Origin of the sequence: Brevibacterium oceani (genome assembly GCF_017948325.1) — a bacterium.
In the GTDB taxonomy this organism is placed as follows: Bacteria; Actinomycetota; Actinomycetes; order Actinomycetales; family Brevibacteriaceae; genus Brevibacterium; species Brevibacterium oceani.
On the sequence record NZ_CP072846.1, the window covers coordinates 3,176,802 to 3,193,952 of the forward strand.

Consider the following 17,151-nt stretch of genomic DNA (forward strand, 5'->3'; position numbering starts at 1 on the left):
CTCCGCACGGATCGTCCGGAACTCGCCGCTCAGCGCGCGATCCGACCCGCTGACCAACCCCGGTGTACGTTGCCTGAACGAATAGTTGCCTGCCCGAATATAGGTCGCATCCGGATACTTTCGTCACCGGAGAGTATCCGGAAGCGACCTATTTTCGTCACGCCAGTCGTTTCCCGGCAGCAACACCAGCAGCAACAGCCTCCTCCGGCCCACAGCTCGCTGCTGCCAGCCCACGCCCGGGTCCACGCGCAAAGAGCCCACATGCAAAAAGCCGCAGCCCCCGCATGCAAGCGGGGACCGCAGCTTCTCACCGATCAGGGCCTCTCGACCGAAGTCAGTGGCCTCCCTACATCACTTCACGACGTAGTTCGGGGCCTCCACGGTCATCTGGATGTCGTGCGGGTGGCTTTCCTTCAGCCCCGCGGTGGTCAGACGGACGAACTTGCCCTTGGCCTTGAGGTCGTCGATGGTGCGCGCGCCGACGTAGAACATCGTCTGGCGCAGACCGCCGGTGAGCTGGTGGGCGACCTGCTTGAGGTGACCGCGGTAGGCGACGCGGCCTTCGATGCCCTCGGGGATGAGGTCGGTGTCGGTGGCGATGTCGGCCTGGAAGTAGCGGTCCTTCGAGTACGACTTGCCCTTGCGCGGGGCCATCGCGCCGAGCGAACCCATGCCGCGGTAGGCCTTGTACTGCTTGCCGTTGACGAAGATGAGCTCACCCGGTGACTCATTGCAGCCGGCCAGCAGGGAGCCGAGCATGACGGTGTCGGCACCGGCGACCAGGGCCTTGCCGATGTCGCCGGAGTACTGGAGGCCGCCGTCGGCGATGACCGGAACACCGGCCGCGCGGGCGGCCTGGGCGGCGAGGTGGACGGCAGTGACCTGCGGGACACCGACGCCGGCGACGACGCGGGTGGTGCAGATCGAGCCGGGGCCCACGCCGACCTTGACGGCATCGACTCCGGCATCGACGAGCGCCTGAGCGCCTTCCTTCGTGGCGACGTTGCCGCCGATGATCTGGACGTTCGCGAACGCGGGATCGGACTTGATCTTGCGGATCATGTCCGTGACTCCCCTGGCGTGACCGTTGGCCGTGTCGACGACGAGGACGTCGACGCCCGCCTCGGCGAGCATTCCGGCACGCTCATAGGCATCGCCGTAGAAGCCGACGGCGGCGCCCACGCGCAGGCGACCTTCGTCGTCCTTCGTCGCCAGCGGGTATTCCTCGGTCTTGACGAAGTCCTTGACGGTGATGAGGCCCTTGATGACGTTGTTGTCGTCGACCAAGGGCAGCTTCTCGACCTTGTGTTCGGCGAGCAGTTCGAAGGCCTTCTCGGCTGCGACGCCGACGGGCGCGGTGACCAGGGGCATCTTCGTCATCGTCTCGGCGACGGTGCGGGTGGGGAATTCGCTGCGGGTGACGAAGCGCAGGTCGCGGTTGGTCACGATGCCGACGAGGACGTTGTTCTCGTCGACGACGGGCAGGCCGGAGATGCGGTACTTGCCGCAGATCTCGTCGAGCTCTTCGAGCGTCTTGTCCGCAGTGATGGTCAACGGGTCGTTGATCATGCCCGATTCGGAGCGCTTGACGTAGTCGACCTGGTCGGCCTGGTCTTCGGCGGAGAGGTTGCGGTGGATGATGCCGAGTCCGCCGATACGGGCCATGGCGATGGCCATCCGGGATTCGGTCACGGTGTCCATGGCCGCGGAGACGAGCGGGATGTTGAGCTCGATCTCCTTGGTCAGCCGAGATGTGGTGGAGGCTTCGGAGGGGATGACATCGGTGTCGCCTGGCAGGAGGAGGACATCGTCATACGTCAGGCCCGTGAGGGAGAACGGATCGTTTGCGGCCTGTGATTCCTGCTCAGGGTTTCCCATGAAAACAGCCTTTCGACGCGAAGATACGGTGGGTCAACTCTATCGGAGCGCGACAGTCGACCGCTATGGTTTCAAGTACCGAACACTGTGAGACTGGCTACACGCCTCTAGCGTCCCTCGCCCACCGACCGCGCGAGGTCGAGCGTCGAGGCCTCGGAGTCGTCGAGGTGGATGCGCAGCAGGCCCTCGGCACCCTGCCGGTCCCCTGACTTCATCTTCTCAAGGATCTCCCGATGCGGATTAGCCCAATGCGAGTGGTACTTCCCCGGTTCCGGCGAGCGCGAGAACGTCGTCGACAGGCGCGCCATGAGGTTGAGGTAGAACTCGTCGAGCAGCGGGGAGCCGAGCAGGCCGACGAGCGCCCGGTGGAACGAGGCCGAGTGCTCCTGCGCATCGGCCCAGGTTTCGTTCTTCGGTGCGGTCTCGGCTCGGATGACGGAGGCTTCGACGGCGGCCATCGCCTCGTCGGTGGCGTCCTGCGATTCCTGGACGGCCCGGATCTCGAAGACCCGACGCGCCCGGTAGAGGTCCTTGAGTTCGTCGATGCCGAACGTCGAGACGAAGAACCCGCGGTTGGGCTCCTGCGTGAGCAGTCCGGCGTGGCGCAGGAGGCTCAGCGATTCGCGGGCGGTGTTGCGTGAGACGTTGAATTCCTTGGCCAGCGCACCATCGCGAACCGGGCTTCCGGCCGGGTATTCGCCGTTGGTGATGCGGGTGCGGACAAGGGCGACGATGGCCTCTGAGGTGCATCCGGGGGCATGTGGACTCATGGCACCAGGCTACCGTGTCCCTGCCGAAGGTGGGCGAACTCCACCGCCGGACCGGCCGAGGCGGATCGCTCAGGACGCTGTCACGGGTGCCTGGCCGAGGCTCATCCGGGTGCTGAAATGACGAGGGTTCCCCGTGAGCGGATCGTCGAAGGCAAGCTCCGCGGCCAGCAGCTGGAGCGGTGATGAGAAATCGTACGGGTCCGGTGCCACATCGACCGGATAGACCGGGTCCCCGAGGATGGGCACCCCGAGCGCGTTCATGTGCACCCGCAGCTGGTGGGTCTTGCCGGTGAACGGCTCGAGCTCGTATTCCGCGATCTCATCCCCTCGCAGAGGCGGCGCGCCGTCGGATTCCCCGACACACTCCCAGTCGGCACGCTCCCTGTCGGCACTGCCGGATTCCCTTCGCCGAGGTGGCTCTGCGATGGCCGTGGACCGCCCGGTTCCGCTGATGGTGCGGGCGAGGCTGATCCGACTGATCGTGTTCGGCTCCCCTTCGACCTCGAGGACCTGCCGTCCGCCGACGGGTTTGACCAGTCGGGACTCCCTCACCAGCGGGAATTCGAGCTCCTGGGGAGGGGCGGGTGCGAGCGCACGGTAGGTCTTCGTCACCCGGCGGTCCTGGAACAGGCGCTGGTAGCGACCGCGGGTCTCGGGGCGCTTGGACAGCACGAGCAGGCCGGCGGTGATGCGGTCGAGGCGGTGGATGGCGACGAGATCGGGCAGGTCGAGATCGACGCGCAGCCGGGTGACGACACATTCGCGGACGAAGCGGCCGTTCGGAGTGCTCGCGAGGAAGTGCGGTTTGTCGACGACGAGGAGGTCTTCGTCTTCGAAGACGATGCCGACTTCGAAGGGGATCCGGTCCTCCGGTGGGACCGGTCGGTGGAAGAAGTAGAACCCGCCAGGGATGACGGGATCGTCCCATTTCACCGGTCGCCCATCCTCGGCGCGCATATCCCCTTCGGTCAGGAGTCTGTGACGCGAAGCGGGGGCAGCCTCGGGGAATTCGGATTCGAGCCAGTCACCGATCGACTCGGGCACGGGCAGGTGATTCTTCGCGTGCGTGGCCCTCCCGCCGGGGGCGCGCAGAGCGGTCGCGGAGATCCCTTCGCGGGGCGGGAGCGGGCTGCGGGGCATTGGTCCAGTCTATGCGGGCGTCCCATGCTCACGGATACTTCAGCATCGTGGAGGAAATCACCCGCGGGTGGAGGTCTTCCCGGCTTTCGCCTGCTCGGAGCGCAAGAAGTCCGCGGTGTAGGGGATGCTGAACTCGACTTCGCCTCGACGCGGTGAGGTGATGACGCCTCGATTGATCAAGCGGTCTCGGAACACACCTGCGTGAGATGCCGACAGACCCATGCGGTCAGCCACCGCCCCGGTCCTCGCAGTTCCACCGCTGGCACCCACCGTCGCCACGTACTGCCGCTCCCGCTCCGGCAGACTTGCCAACGTCGGCTCATGGATCTGACGAAACATCGTCTCCTTCGCGTCCTGTGCCGCTTCCTGCACGTGGTCAAGAGCGATCTCTTCAGCGGACCCTGCCGCACGCCATGCATTGTCACCGATCAGCTGCACCAGATAGGGATAGTTCGACGACGACTCCACAGCCGCCGACAGGGCTTCATCGCCGATGCGCTTATCGGCTGCTTCAATCGGAACACGCAGACCCACAGCGGCACCCGCAGACGACAGGTTGCCGAGGTTCACCCTCTCGGCACGCCTGAGGAACGTTGAGACATCGTCATTGACCAAGCCATTGATCGTCTCCGGCAGACCTGCAGCGGCAAACGCGAACGGCGCACCATCGGCCACTGCCGTCGAAAGCGCGTCAGCCACCTCCTGAAGCTCCTCCAGATGCGACCGATGCACCTCATCCAAAGTCAGCAACAGACCTGTCCCATGGTCATCGAGAATTTCGAGCGTCCGCATGAGCTGGTGGTGGAAATCCGGAGTCACGGGAGCCGTGTTCTCTGACTCGGTGTTGACGCTGCCGCCGAAACCCAGCGCAGACAGACTGCCTCCTTTGAGGCGCGTGCGAGTCGTGTTCGCAGTGTCCAACTTCGACAGAGCCTCCGGCAGACGCGCAGTCGTCAACCGATCAACAAAGCCACCCGTGGCTCTTGCACTGACTGTCAGCCACTGCCGGGATTCCGCAACATCGCGAAAGACTCGCAGCATGACCGACTTCCCCACACCACGAGTCCCGGTCACCAGGGTTGCTCTCCCCCGTGCACCGGGCCCGCTGTCAAGGGCATAGGCGAAATCATTGATCAGATTCTGCCGGTCAGCCAGCAATGGCGGAATCGCCCCGAAAGTGGGCGTGAACGGCGACTGCCTGGCAGACTCGTCAGGGACCGGAGGAATCTCAAACGGTAGACTCATCGGTAATCACTTTCCCAAACCAAAAACGCCATTTATACGAGTTTATAGAGTTTATATTCTTTATGGAAGCTTATAGTGGCGCATTTTCAGGCAATGCCTGCGCGAGGCTTCTGTCGCTGGCACCGACGCCCCTGCATCCCGCACTTTTTGAGATAATCCCGCAATTGTCCGACCCGCCTGCCGAATCTCGGGCAATCAGGTTCTATGGTGGAAGACATGGACCCTATCGTGGAGGACATGGACTCTGTGGCGGAAGGCATGGCGGAAAGCACAGACACTGCGGCGGATGACACGGACTGCATCGAGCTGACGGAACAATTCCTCTATTCGAAGGTCGTCACGCCGATCGTGCTCGGCCTGTTCGCCAACGACGAATGGGACAGCATGGCGACTATCCGTGACCCCGAGGACCCACGACAGCTCTTCGTCCGAGTCGTCGTCTGCGAAGACGAAGCCGTGAACGTCCTCCTCGACTTCCCGGGCAATGATGAGAACATCAATGAGATGCAGATGCGGCTCATCGACGAGCTCAAAGCATTCATCGCGTCCTCTGAGTTCGGTGCTCGTCGGACCGACGACTGGACTGCGGACGAGTACAACGATGATCGCCGTCCGGCTGGGGTGATCCGCACTCCCCGTCCGAACTTCCTCGCGCGGGAAGAGTGCAAGCAGCGTTGCCGACGGAACGCCGGACGAGTCCTGCGCATCGATCGCCGGCGCTGCCTCTCCACCCACCGCCGCGGCTGAGGCCGGGCCGACGCAGCTGAGGCCGGGCCCACGCAGTTTCGGCCCAATCTCCGCTGAACAGCCCAGTTCGCAACGTGGGCTGCTCGGCCGAAAGTGTGCCGAATCCTCAAGCGCCCGTCGAGTCAGCAGCCTCCGCCGCGCTCCGTGCGCGGGCTCGGTAGCGACTGTCCTCGGCAAGACGACGATTCACCTTGAGCAGCACCATCAGTCCCACGGTCAGCACTGCCAGGACCAGCAGCAGGATGCACGCGTAGACGACCATCGACACGACGCTCATCATTCCCATCATCGCCATTGCCGCCTCTCCAATCATTCGACAACTATTGTGCAAGTTACCTTGCATATTACAGGTTAACTGCCTGCTGAGAGTCCACAATCAACCAGCGATCTCACCCGAACCTGTGGTGGACTGGTGTCATGAGCGACGCCTCACTGGGATTGCGGCACCGGATCATCAACGCGGCCATGCGCACCGTGTACTTCGGTCGCGTGCGCGTGCTCGACCTCAGCCAGGAGTCGAATTCCTCCCCCACCCGGCATCCCCGCCTCATCATCGCCAGCCATCGCAACGGCGCGATCGACGGCCATCAGGTGCTTGCGGCATTCCCCCGTGCCCAGTTCCTCGTCTCGATCCAACTCCTTCACCACTGGTTCCTTCGCCTCTTCATCGCCGGCATCCCCGTCGTCCGACCCAAGGACGTCGACCGCTACGGTCTCGATCCGGCCTCGGTGGCCAGCCCCGTCGACGCCGGCCTCACCCACCTGCGCCGAGGCGGTGACCTCGGCATCTTCCCCGAAGCCAGCAGCGAATGGGGCCACCGCCCGCAGCCGTACAAGTCCGGTGCCGCCCGCATCATGTGCACCCTCATCGACGAAGGCACCGAGGTCGAGGTCATCCCCGTGGGCCTGTTCTACTCGACCCCGGATCGATTCCGCTCCCGCGCCGAGGTGGTCCGCGGACCCGCCGTCACGCTCCCCTCGCGTAACGGCCGAGACCGGCGGGAGTGGGAGGCGGCGATCGCCTCGGCGATGGAATCGGCCCTGGACGCGGTCTCGGTCAACTGCCCGGACGAGGCCACGTTCGCCCGCATCGAAACCGAGGCGCTCGAACGGGCACGGCGCACCCCAGGCCGAGGGGCAAGCTACGCGCAGGCATTCCTCGACCTCCAGCGGGCGGGCAACGCAACCAGCGGTAAGGACGACGCCGGCGCTCAGACCGGCGCTGGGCGCTGCGCCGACTCAGACGGCGCTGAGAACAGCCGCCCCACCTCGGCGAACACCGGCTCACCGCCCCGCACCTACCCACTTATCCGCGCTCTCGGGTTCGCACTCATGTGGCTCTTCGCACCCGTCCTCGTCGCCGCGGGTTTCGCCGGGTCGCGGGCGGACGGTCGCAATACTGTCACATTCTTCCGCCTCCTCGCGGGCTTCGCAGCGGTTATGGTCTGGGTACCGGCGCTGATCGTCGCGGCCGTCTTCTGGCCCGCGGTCATCGGCGCCGGCGTCCTCAGCGGCATCATCGGCTGGCTGCTGCTGGGGATGCGCCGCATCCGGCTGTGAACCGCCTCGTCAACCGCAGATGTGCATCAGCCGCAGACCCGAAGGAGCACCGATGAGTCTCACCCTCAGCTTCACCGATCCCCTCGCCACCGACCTGGCCCGCAGCGGCGGCAAGGGCGCGAGCCTGGCCAAGGCCGCGCAGAACCTGCCCGTTCCCGGCGGATTCATCGTCACCGCCGATGCCTACACCCATTTCATCGCACCCCTGCAGACCCGCATCACCGAGCTCATCGGCACCGACTCCCCCGCCGAGGCGATCGCCGAGCTCATCCGCACCACCGCGATCCCCGAGGCGTGGCTGACCGAATTCGCCGAGGCGGCCACCTCCGCCGGTCTCGACGGTGAGGCCGTGGCCGTGCGTTCCTCGGGGACGATGGAGGACCTGCCGGGTGCCGCGTTCGCCGGGCAGCACGACACCTACCTCGGCGTACGCGGAATCCCGGCCATCGCCGAGGCGGTGCGCGACTGCTATGCCTCCCTGTGGAACGAGCACGCCTTCCGTTACCGCAGGCAGCTCGGCGTCGATCAACTCGAGGCGAGGATGGCCGTGGTCGTCCAGCTCATGGTCGCTGTCGGCGCCGAGGAGGCCGCCGGGGTCGCGTTCTCCGTCGACCCGGTGCGCGGCAACACCGACGAGGTGCTCATCAATGCGGCCTTCGGCCTCGGGGAGACGGTCGTCGGCGGAGAGGAACCCGTCGACGAGTTCCGGGTCCGCAGGGATAACGGGGAACAGGTCGCGGCCGAGATCGCTGAGAAGCCGACTGCGCTGGTTCTACGCGGTGATGGGACCGCCAGCACCCACCTCGGCGAGGGTCAGCGGACGCGTCCGGCGCTGACGCAGGAGCAGACTCGAGCCGTGGCCGAACTCGCGGTGGAGGCGGAGAACCACTTCGGGTTCGCGCAGGACATCGAGTGGGCGATCCACGACGGGCACCTCTACCTGCTGCAGTCGCGGCCGATCACCCGGGTCGCGCCGAGGTGGACCCGAGACGAATCCGCGGAACGCTTCCCGACCCCGGTGACCCCTTTGACTTGGGACCTCGTGGAGGCTGGGTTCCACCATTCGCTCAATCACAGCTTCGATCTCATGGGACTCCCGCCGTTCGATGACAAGTGGTTCGTCATGCGCGACTTCTACATCTACGGCAACCAGACCGCCGTCGACCTCTACGCCGGACGGCTGCCGACGAACATGCTCTCCAGCGTCGAGGCGATCACGGAATCGCTGCCGCAGATCGCTCGGCAGTTCGGGTGGGTCCAGGAGCTGCCGGTGCAGTGGATGCGCGACCTCGACACGTATCTCATCGGGATCGGACGGCTGTCGAACGAACCACTCGAGGACAAGTCGCTGCTCGAGGTGTGGGAGCACGTGATCGCGATCAGCGACCTCGGCACCGAGTACTTCCGGCCGAACATCGCGATCTCTCTGACGCAGGGCACGCTGTATGCCGCACTGCAGCGCATGCTCTCACTCGCCCTCGACGAGGAGCAGGCTCAGGTCGTGTTCGAACGTCTCATGGCCTCGACCGAGACGAAGACCTCGCAGGTCAATTCCGAACTGAGGGTCCTCGCAGACGTCGTGGCTGACGATCCGGAGCTGTTGGCCGCGCTCGAGGACAACCACGGTGAGGCCGGAGTGGCGGTGATCGAGCAGTTCCCGGAGTTCGCGGGCGAGTTCGAGAAGTTCCTGGCCCAGCACGGACACCGTGAGCTCGATTTCGATGCCTACCACCCGACCTGGGTGGAAGCCCCACACATCGTGCTCGACCAGATCCGGCTGCTCGCCGCACGGACCGTGAAAGAACGAGCTGCTGCAAGCGGTCGGGGTGAGCCGTCGACCGAGTCCTCCGCGGGTGGAGCGGACGATGCCGGTGTCACAGGTCAGCCTGCCCAGTCGCCGGCCTCATCGGGCATGGAGCGCAAGATCGTGCAGGCCGAAACCGAGCGCGCCGTCGTCAATGCCGCGCCGGAGCAGCTGCGTTACCTCGTCCAGGAGGTCATCCGCCTGGCGCGGTCCTACACCGCCCTCGACGATCTCGAGCACTATCAGACGACTCGGCTGACTCTGCCGATGCGTCGGGCCCTGAAGGAACTCGGCAGCCGCCTCGTCGATGCCGGAGTCCTGCCCGAGGCTTCGGACGTGTACTTCATCGACTTCGAGCACCTCGATGAAGCGATCCGCGCGGCCGATACCGGCGCTGCTGAGGCAGGAGCAGCCAATGCCGATGGCGGTGCGGGCGCCAGCGCAGCAGGAACCTCGGACCGTGCGGCTGCACTGTCCGGTCTCACGGAGATCGCAGCGAAGAACAAGACCGCCTACCAGGCTGCGGTCGACCGCACACCCGAGTGGGAGTACGGCGCGTCGACTCCCGCCTACGACACTGACGGCGACCACATCACGGGCACCGCTGGCAGCCCGGGAACTGTCGAAGGAGAGGTCTTCGTCGTCCACTCCCCCGCCGACTTCTCGTCATTCCCCGATGGCGCGATCCTCGTCGCCCGAACCACGAATCCCGCCTGGACGGCACTGTTCTACCAGGCCAGCGGCGTGATCACCGAAAGCGGCGGAGCACTCTCGCACGGTGCGGTCACCGCCCGCGAACTCGGACTGCCCGCCGTCATGGCAATCAGGGACGCGACCAGCCGATTCACCTCCGGTCAGCGAGTCCGCGTCGACGGCTCCACCGGAACGGTGACCGACCTCGACTCAGCTGTCGCGGCCGGCTGAGTCCGACCTCGGCCCGGTGGGCGCGGCCGGCTGAGCGCCGCCCCGGCGAGGGGCTGCCCGGCCCGACACCGGACCGTTACCGGACCCGGACCCCGTCGGACACCGCCGACTGAGCGCCACCTCGGCGAGCATCGACCCCTGACCCGACGTCACACGGCTTCGAGCGCGTCGACCGGGCTGATCGACGTCGCCGCTCGGGCCGGTCCACGGCTGGCGGCGAGGACGGCGACGAGGCTGCCTCCGGCGACGGCGATGATGACCCACCACGGCACGGACGGGGCGAAGATCCCCAGCAGCGGCGAGAGCAGGGTCAGCGCCCCGATCCAGCCGTAGGCGATGCCCAAGGGCACGGCGATCACGCATGCGGTCAGGCTCAGCTGCAGACCTTCGGCCGCGATCATCCGGCGCACGCGCTTCGGTGTCTGCCCGAGCGCCCTGAGCAGGCCGATCTCCTGGGTGCGCTGCCGCACGGAGAGCATGAGGGCGTTGGCGACCCCGATGACGGCGATGATGACGGAGAAGAGGATGAGGCCGAGGAAGAACAGCATCGTCTTGTCGACGACGTCGGCCAGGGCGTCCTCGAGGCCGTTCCACCCGCCCTCGCCGAGCGAACGGGCATAGGCGACCATCTGGTCACGGAAGGTGGTCATGGCGGTGGCGAACATGACGATGAGCGTGATGCCGATGACGAGGCCGATGACCGTGCGGGCATTCCGCGTCGGATGGCGGGCGATCGTCTTCGCCGCGAGCCGGGACACCGCGGTCCGGCCGAGCAGCCGACCGATGAGAGCCTGCAGCGGCGGCAGGATCCAGGGGTGGCCGACGATGACGCCGAGGAAGGTGAGCACCGCGCCGAGGGCGACGAGGAGGACGCCCATGATGGACAGCCGCTGCGACCCGGCCCCGACGACGGCGCTGATGAGGAACGTCAGCCCCATGGTCAGCAGAAGGAGGGTGGCCGTCAGCGCCCCGAGCGAGGCCCGCGCATCCTCAAGGCGGCGGTCGACGGCCTGCGAGGTGGCCTCGATCGGGGAGATCCGCGTGATCCGAAAGGCACCCAGATACGCCGAACCCCAGGTGACGACGATGGTCGCGAGCGCGGGCACGACCATCACCGGGTCGAGCAGGCCGACGTGTGTCGTGACCCGTTCGCCGAGGTAGCTCAACGTCGCCCACGACAGTGCCGTCGAGGCGGCGAATGCGAGGATCGCGCTGGGCACGGAGATGAGCAGACCCTCCACCGAGGCGGCCCGTCGCAGCCGTTTCGCCGACGCCCCGATGAGGCGCAGCAGCGCCAGCTGTCGGCTGCGACCGGCGACGATGATCGAGAACGTGTTGGCGATGACGATGGCGGAGACGAAGAGGGCGATGAGGAAGAAGACGTATCCGACGACGGTCAGCAGGTTCTGGGCGTTGGTCGATTCGGCGATGATCTTCGCCGAGGTCAGCCAGGCGGTGAGGATCGCGATGCCCTGCATGATGGTGGTGCCGAAGAGGGATGCGATGAAGACGACGAGGACGCTGGGGAAGAACTGCCCCGGATTGGCCCGGATCTCTCGCAGCGGACTCATCGGCGGCTCCCGGCCGCCTCGGCGCGTTCACGATCGGCCGCCTCGGCGCGTTCGTCGAGTTCGAGCATCGTCTGTGAGATCGCCTCGGCGCTGATCGTCTCGTTCAGCTCCGTGACGGGGGTGCCGTCGGCGATGAAGATGACGCGGTCAGCGTGGGCGGCGACGAGCGGGTCATGGGTGACGAGCACGATCGACTGCCCGAAGTCTGCAACGGCGTCAGAGAGGATCGCCATGACTTCGCGACCGGATCGGCCGTCGAGGTTGCCGGTCGGTTCGTCGGCGAAGAGGATGTCGGGACGGGTGGCCAGCGCGCGGGCGATCGCGGTGCGCTGCTGTTGGCCTCCGGAGAGTTCGCCCGGTCGGTGCTTCAGCCGGTCGCCGAGCCCGAGGCGGGCGACGACGGTGAAGATCCACTCGCGTTCCTCGGCGTTCGGCTTCCGGTCGTCGAGGTCGAAGGGCAGCCGGATGTTCTCCTTGACGCTGAGCGTGGGCACGAGGTTGAACGCTTGGAAGACGAACCCGATCCGCCGCCTGCGCAGGGCGGTGAGCTCGTGGTCGCGCAGATCGGTGATCTCCTGTTCGCCGAGGTGGACGGCGCCTTCGGTGGGGCGGTCGAGTCCGGCGAGAACGTGCATGAGGGTCGATTTTCCCGACCCGGAGGGGCCCATCACGGCGGTCAGGCGCGCCGGTGCGATGTCGAGGCTGACCCTGTTGAGTGCGGTGACCGCGGCACCAGTGGGATCGAAGATCTTCGAGACCTCACGGAGTCGGGCGATGGGCATCGTTGCGCCGGTTGTCATGGTGTCCCTCAAGCGTCGGTGCTGTGTGTCAGTCAGTCTGTCGGTCTGTCTGCTCCAGACTAACGATCATCGGCGGCCGGGAACATGAAAACTGACTGATCAGTAGTTGAGAGCCGCCTGCATGCGCGTGACTCGGAATCAGTGCTATCTCCGCAGAGAAGCCAAGTGTCTGTAGGATTTGCGCGCGAGGGCCGCTGCCCTGCGTCCGGTATCCTCCACACGCCGCGCGGCCCGGACTGCCGGTTCGGACTCTGTCTGCTCGCGGCTCTGGCGGGCTCGATCGAGCTCTGACTGCAGGCGCTTGAGCTCTGCCTTCGCGTCAGTGACTTCGGCTTTGGCCTGCGCCAGCTTCCGATCCTTCAATGCCATGACCAGCCCGTAGTCCTGAACAGCATTGAGTCTCTCACGAACAACGTCGATATCGGCGACGTACGGATTCGGAATCTCAGCAGCGTGGAAGAAGCCTGGAGCCTCGGCAGTGGACGCTGTCTCACCGAGGGTCTTGGCGACAAGGAAGTTCCACCATTCCTGGTGCTCTTCCCGCCGCCTCGTGGACTGTCCGCGCAGCGCCGCGGCAAGGGAGTCCCTGTCGCTGATGACGCCCACGGCGGTCGCCACGATGTCGTCGACGGAATCGAGGGGAAGGACATAGTTCTCCATGCCGACGTTCTCTGCGGCACCGCGCATGCGTATCGAGGAGTAGAGATTCGGAGCGAGCGAGATGAACGGCACGGCGGCTGCACCCGCGAAGATCGCTGCGTGGTATCGGGTGCCGATGACCGCAGCCGCCTGCTCGGTCAGGGCCACGAGCTGTCGGGCGGTGAGCATGCGGGTGGGCACCACATTGTCGTTTCCGCTCGCTTCGGCGATCGTGATGTCGGTGAGCTGGTCTCGCGTCTGATCGGCAGGCGGGAGAGCTCCTCCGTGCGGCACAAGCAGCACTCTCAGACCGGTGTCATCCGCCACACGCCGGGTCAGTTCGGCCAGTCTTGCGTGGTAATCGGTGTCGCTGATCATCGGGGTGGAAGCCTTCTCGGCGAAGCTCGCCAGGATGAAGGGCTCGGCAGCCAGGTCGGACACGGCTGCCCGGTCGTCGTCACTGGCTGTGAGAGAAAACGCGTCGTCCACCTGTCGACGGACCGTCGCCTCACCAGAGCTGAGTTCTTCGGCGATGTCGGTGGTATAGCTTTCACGTGTGCCGATGAACTGCGCTTCTGCAAGAAGATCATGGACGAGTCCCCGATCTTCCTCGTAGATCAGCGGTCCCAGCGTCTGGCTTGTCAGCGCGTACGGTTTGCCGAGGGCGCGTGCGATCTTTGCCAGGGTCGCCCGTTCGTAGATGTGGTGAGCGAACATCGAATTGAGGTTCCCACCTCCGGCGACGAGCACGGCGTCGGAGTTCCGGACCGCTTCGATGATTCTGACGGCAGGATCGTCTGGGGCCAATGTACTCCCCGCGCTTTCGCCCTCGACGTGGGCGAGCACCTTCTTCATCCGTGCGATGTTCGGCTTCCTATCGCGTTTGAAGCCGATACGCGGGATGGCATCGACGCCGTACATCCGTCCCGCGTATTCCGGTTCACCGGCGATGAGGGTGATCTCGATGTCGGTGCGATCGCGCAGCGCATCGATGGCGAGTTCGGTCATGGCCTCGTCGCCGAGGTGGTAGAACCGGCTCCAACCGACATCGCCGATCATCGTAATACGTTTCATGTCTCCCTAGAGTCCGCGTATCGCCCGTGCGTTGGGCCTCCGCGACAACTTATTGGGGAGACGTCGCCAGAAGGTGAACCGCGCACGACGCCCGAGTGAACAGCCCCTCGGGCGGCCGCGACTCGGGTTCGCCACACTCTGCGCTGGGCAGCCCAGTTCGGAAACTGGGCTGCCCAGCGCAGAGTGTGGCGCCATCTCACGCGTCCGGGACAGCGCCACCTCGGTGCGGGGTGAATGCGCCGGTGGCCCGGAACGTGATGTTCCGAGCCACCGGGGTCAGTCAGAGCTGACGCGGATCGAGGGTGATGCTCAGTCCTCGTCCTCGTCTTCCTTCTTCTCGACGACCAGGGTCTCGGTGGTGAGAACCAGGGCGGCGATCGAAGCGGCGTTGCGCAGAGCCGAACGGGTGACCTTGACGGGGTCGATGATGCCGGCGCCGATGAGGTCGCCGTATTCATTGATTGCGGCGTTGTAGCCCTGGCCGGACTCGAGGTCCTGGACCTTGGCGACGACGACGTATCCGTCCTGGCCGGCGTTCTCGGCGATCCACCGCAGCGGCTGGACGACACCGCGCTTGACGATGTCGGCACCCGTCGCGGCGTCCCCGGACAGCCCGAGGTCGTTGCCTTCGAGAACCTTCGCGGCGTGGATCAGAGCCGATCCGCCGCCGGCGACGATGCCCTCTTCGATGGCTGCACGAGTTGCGGACACGGCGTCTTCGACGCGGTGCTTGCGCTCCTTGAGCTCCACCTCGGTGGCGGCGCCGACCTTGATGACGGCGACACCGCCGGAGAGCTTGGCCAAGCGCTCCTGCAGCTTCTCGCGGTCCCAGTCGGAGTCGGTGTTCTCGACCTCGGCGCGGATCTGAGCGACACGACCGGCCACACCCTCGTCCGAACCTGCACCATCGATGATCGTGGTGTTGTCCTTGGTGACGGTGATGGTACGGGCGTTGCCGAGCTCCTCCAGAGTGATCTGGTCGAGCTTCATGCCCATGTCCGGGGTGACGACCTGGCCACCGGTGAGGACGGCGAGGTCCTCGAGGATGGCCTTGCGGCGGTCACCGAAGCCGGGAGCCTTGACGGCGGCGACGTTGATGATGCCGCGCAGCTTGTTGACGACCAGCGTCGACAGTGCCTCGCCCTCGATGTCCTCGGCGATGATGAACAGCGGCTTGCCGGCCTGCTGCACCTTCTCCAGGACAGGCAGGAGCTCCTGGATGTTGGAGATCTTGCCCTGGTTGATGAGGATGAGAGCGTCGGAGAGCACAGCCTCCTGACGATCGGCATCGGTCACGAAGTGCGGCGAGAGGTAGCCCTTGTCGAACTGCATACCCTCGGTGACTTCGAGTTCGACGGACGCGGCCTGCGACTCGTCGATGGTGATGACGCCGTCCTTGCCGACCTTGTCGAAGGCATCGGCGATGAGCTTGCCGATCTCTTCGGACTGGGCGGACAGACCGGCGACGTGCGCGATCTCCGAGGAGTCGGCGACGTCGCGGGCGATGGTGCCGAGCTGTCCGGAGACTGCCTCGACGGCGGTCTCGATACCGCGCTTGAGGGCACCGGGTGCGGCACCTGCGGCGACGTTGCGCAGTCCTTCGTTGACGAAGGCCTGAGCGAGCACCGTCGCAGTCGTGGTTCCGTCACCGGCGATGTCGTTGGTCTTGGTGGCGACTTCCTTGGCCAGCTGAGCGCCGAGGTTCTCGTACGGGTCGTCGACCTCGACCTCACGGGCGATGGTCACACCGTCGTTCGTGATCGTGGGAGCGCCCCACTTCTTGTCGAGCACGACGTTGCGGCCCTTGGGTCCCAGCGTCACCTTGACGGTGTCGGCCAGGGTGTTGACGCCCTTTTCGAGCGCACGACGAGCTTCGTCGTTGAATTCCAGTGTCTTAGGCATTCGTCCTCCTGTCTGTGGGTTAGTTGTTCAGGGGATTCAGCCGATGACGGCGAGCACGTCGCGAGCCGAGAGCACGAGGAACTCTTCGCCGGCGTACTTGACTTCGGTTCCTCCGTACTTGGAGTAGATGACCTTATCGCCGATGGCGACGTCGACCGGCACGCGGTTTCCGTTGTCGGCAACGCGACCCGGGCCCACTGCGACAACTTCGCCTTCCTGAGGCTTTTCCTTGGCGGTTTCGGGAATGACCAGACCACTGGCGGTAGTCTGCTCTGCTTCGACCTGACGGATGACAATCCGATCTTCGAGTGGCTTGATGGAGACCGACATATCGGGCCCTCTCCCTTCGCTGGGTTCATTCTTCATTGAGTCAGACGGCGGCTGCTGCCATGAACCTCTCGTCGTCGCGGGTGCCGAGCGATTCGACCGTCTCATGAAACTGGCACTCACTGAGTGCTAGTGCTAATTCGACTCTAGAACGCTCTTAGCACTCGGTCAACTTGAGTGCCAACAATTCGTCATGCTCTGGGCGAAAGTTCAGATTGAGCCTACAAGGGCGGATGGGCCGACGCCCGAGTGGCAAGGAGGGGCGGCGTCCGTTCGTGCGGCGCGGTCAGGCCCCAGCTTTCGAGTTTCGGTGCGGGCCGAACTTCCACTCCCGAGTTCCCGGGCGCGATCCGGCCTCACCTGCCGAGTTCCGGACGTCTCGTGCGGGATTCGGCACTCGGTTCCCGCACGAAACGTCCGGAACTCGCCGGGCCGCCACGCATCTCCGGGGGCGCCGCGGTCAATTCCGCAGCTGGGAGCTGCTCGGCGGACGGTGCGAGGGCTGCACCCGGAGCAGCCGGCCCACAAAAGCCTGGGTCAACCATCCCATGGGCCTGCAGCGGTAAGCAAAGCTGGCAGCAGCAAGCAAGGCCGGGAGTAGTAAGCAAGGCCGGCACTAGTAGGCAGGCCGGGACTAGTAAGCACAGCCTGACAGCAAGGCAGGCATCCATTTGCCAAAAGGCGCGGGCCCCGGGATCTCTCCCGGGGCCCGCGCTGCGTCGGCCACCTCAGCTCAGTTGTCGATATCTGTTGTCAACAGCGGCCGACGG

At 65.5% G+C, this 17,151-nt stretch carries 13 protein-coding genes; 3 read left to right on the top strand and 10 right to left on the bottom strand.

Annotated features, from left to right (window positions below; all coding sequences use genetic code 11):
• Window positions 1–351: 351 nt before the first annotated feature.
• From guaB to J9314_RS14120, 4 genes are all read right to left on the bottom strand, one after another.
• Entirely contained in the window at window positions 352–1,878 is a 1,527-nt protein-coding gene (gene guaB / locus J9314_RS14105; RefSeq protein WP_210602991.1) for an IMP dehydrogenase, read from the bottom strand.
• A gap of 107 nt (window positions 1,879–1,985) precedes the next feature.
• On the bottom strand, window positions 1,986–2,648 hold the full coding sequence (locus J9314_RS14110; protein WP_181273082.1) for a GntR family transcriptional regulator: 663 nt from the start codon (window positions 2,646–2,648) through the stop codon (window positions 1,986–1,988).
• Window positions 2,649–2,717: 69 nt separating this feature from the next.
• The gene (locus J9314_RS14115; RefSeq protein WP_210602992.1) at window positions 2,718–3,788 is read right to left on the bottom strand and encodes a pseudouridine synthase; all 1,071 of its coding nucleotides are present in this window, start codon (window positions 3,786–3,788) and stop codon (window positions 2,718–2,720) included.
• A 57-nt stretch (window positions 3,789–3,845) separates the two neighbouring features.
• Window positions 3,846–5,033: an ATP-binding protein gene (locus J9314_RS14120; protein ID WP_210602993.1), complete on the bottom strand. Its 1,188-nt coding sequence runs from the start codon at window positions 5,031–5,033 to the stop codon at window positions 3,846–3,848.
• Between the two features lie 216 nt (window positions 5,034–5,249).
• On the opposite strand from J9314_RS14120, the gene J9314_RS14125 reads away from it, so the two are divergent.
• Window positions 5,250–5,780: a hypothetical protein gene (locus J9314_RS14125; RefSeq protein WP_210602994.1), complete on the top strand. Its 531-nt coding sequence runs from the start codon at window positions 5,250–5,252 to the stop codon at window positions 5,778–5,780.
• 106 nt (window positions 5,781–5,886) lie between these two features.
• Here J9314_RS14125 and J9314_RS14130 read toward each other — a convergent pair whose 3' ends face one another.
• Entirely contained in the window at window positions 5,887–6,093 is a 207-nt protein-coding gene (locus tag J9314_RS14130; RefSeq protein ID WP_210602995.1) for a hypothetical protein, read from the bottom strand.
• Window positions 6,094–6,197: 104 nt separating this feature from the next.
• On the opposite strand from J9314_RS14130, the gene J9314_RS14135 reads away from it, so the two are divergent.
• The gene (locus tag J9314_RS14135; protein ID WP_210602996.1) at window positions 6,198–7,340 is read left to right on the top strand and encodes a lysophospholipid acyltransferase family protein; all 1,143 of its coding nucleotides are present in this window, start codon (window positions 6,198–6,200) and stop codon (window positions 7,338–7,340) included.
• Between the two features lie 52 nt (window positions 7,341–7,392).
• Complete coding sequence (locus J9314_RS14140) at window positions 7,393–10,068, top strand: PEP/pyruvate-binding domain-containing protein (protein ID WP_210602997.1); 2,676 nt, start codon at window positions 7,393–7,395, stop codon at window positions 10,066–10,068.
• 149 nt (window positions 10,069–10,217) lie between these two features.
• On the opposite strand, the gene J9314_RS14145 is transcribed toward J9314_RS14140, so the two are convergent.
• From J9314_RS14145 to groES, 5 genes are all read right to left on the bottom strand, one after another.
• The gene (locus tag J9314_RS14145) at window positions 10,218–11,639 is read right to left on the bottom strand and encodes an FtsX-like permease family protein (protein ID WP_210602998.1); all 1,422 of its coding nucleotides are present in this window, start codon (window positions 11,637–11,639) and stop codon (window positions 10,218–10,220) included.
• Entirely contained in the window at window positions 11,636–12,439 is an 804-nt protein-coding gene (locus tag J9314_RS14150; protein ID WP_210602999.1) for an ABC transporter ATP-binding protein, read from the bottom strand. The genes J9314_RS14145 and J9314_RS14150 overlap by 4 nt, the downstream gene beginning before the upstream one ends.
• A gap of 144 nt (window positions 12,440–12,583) precedes the next feature.
• Window positions 12,584–14,152 (bottom strand): polysaccharide pyruvyl transferase family protein, encoded by a 1,569-nt coding sequence (locus J9314_RS14155; protein ID WP_210603000.1) that lies wholly within the window; start codon window positions 14,150–14,152, stop codon window positions 12,584–12,586.
• A 309-nt stretch (window positions 14,153–14,461) separates the two neighbouring features.
• The gene (gene groL, locus J9314_RS14160) at window positions 14,462–16,054 is read right to left on the bottom strand and encodes a chaperonin GroEL (RefSeq protein ID WP_210603001.1); all 1,593 of its coding nucleotides are present in this window, start codon (window positions 16,052–16,054) and stop codon (window positions 14,462–14,464) included.
• A gap of 36 nt (window positions 16,055–16,090) precedes the next feature.
• Window positions 16,091–16,384, bottom strand: coding sequence for a co-chaperone GroES (gene groES / locus J9314_RS14165; protein WP_166973277.1), 294 nt, complete (start codon window positions 16,382–16,384; stop codon window positions 16,091–16,093).
• Between the last annotated feature and the right edge of the window lie 767 nt (window positions 16,385–17,151).

Coding starts and splice junctions, on each gene's coding strand:
- groL (WP_210603001.1), bottom strand. CDS start 16,054: ATGCCTAAGACACTGGAATTCAACGACGAAGCTCGTCGTGCGCTCGAA.
- J9314_RS14150 (WP_210602999.1), bottom strand. CDS start 12,439: ATGACAACCGGCGCAACGATGCCCATCGCCCGACTCCGTGAGGTCTCG.
- guaB (WP_210602991.1), bottom strand. CDS start 1,878: ATGGGAAACCCTGAGCAGGAATCACAGGCCGCAAACGATCCGTTCTCC.
- J9314_RS14120 (WP_210602993.1), bottom strand. CDS start 5,033: ATGAGTCTACCGTTTGAGATTCCTCCGGTCCCTGACGAGTCTGCCAGG.
- J9314_RS14140 (WP_210602997.1), top strand. CDS start 7,393: ATGAGTCTCACCCTCAGCTTCACCGATCCCCTCGCCACCGACCTGGCC.
- groES (WP_166973277.1), bottom strand. CDS start 16,384: ATGTCGGTCTCCATCAAGCCACTCGAAGATCGGATTGTCATCCGTCAG.
- J9314_RS14110 (WP_181273082.1), bottom strand. CDS start 2,648: ATGAGTCCACATGCCCCCGGATGCACCTCAGAGGCCATCGTCGCCCTT.
- J9314_RS14155 (WP_210603000.1), bottom strand. CDS start 14,152: ATGAAACGTATTACGATGATCGGCGATGTCGGTTGGAGCCGGTTCTAC.
- J9314_RS14130 (WP_210602995.1), bottom strand. CDS start 6,093: ATGATTGGAGAGGCGGCAATGGCGATGATGGGAATGATGAGCGTCGTG.
- J9314_RS14135 (WP_210602996.1), top strand. CDS start 6,198: ATGAGCGACGCCTCACTGGGATTGCGGCACCGGATCATCAACGCGGCC.
- J9314_RS14125 (WP_210602994.1), top strand. CDS start 5,250: ATGGACCCTATCGTGGAGGACATGGACTCTGTGGCGGAAGGCATGGCG.
- J9314_RS14115 (WP_210602992.1), bottom strand. CDS start 3,788: ATGCCCCGCAGCCCGCTCCCGCCCCGCGAAGGGATCTCCGCGACCGCT.
- J9314_RS14145 (WP_210602998.1), bottom strand. CDS start 11,639: ATGAGTCCGCTGCGAGAGATCCGGGCCAATCCGGGGCAGTTCTTCCCC.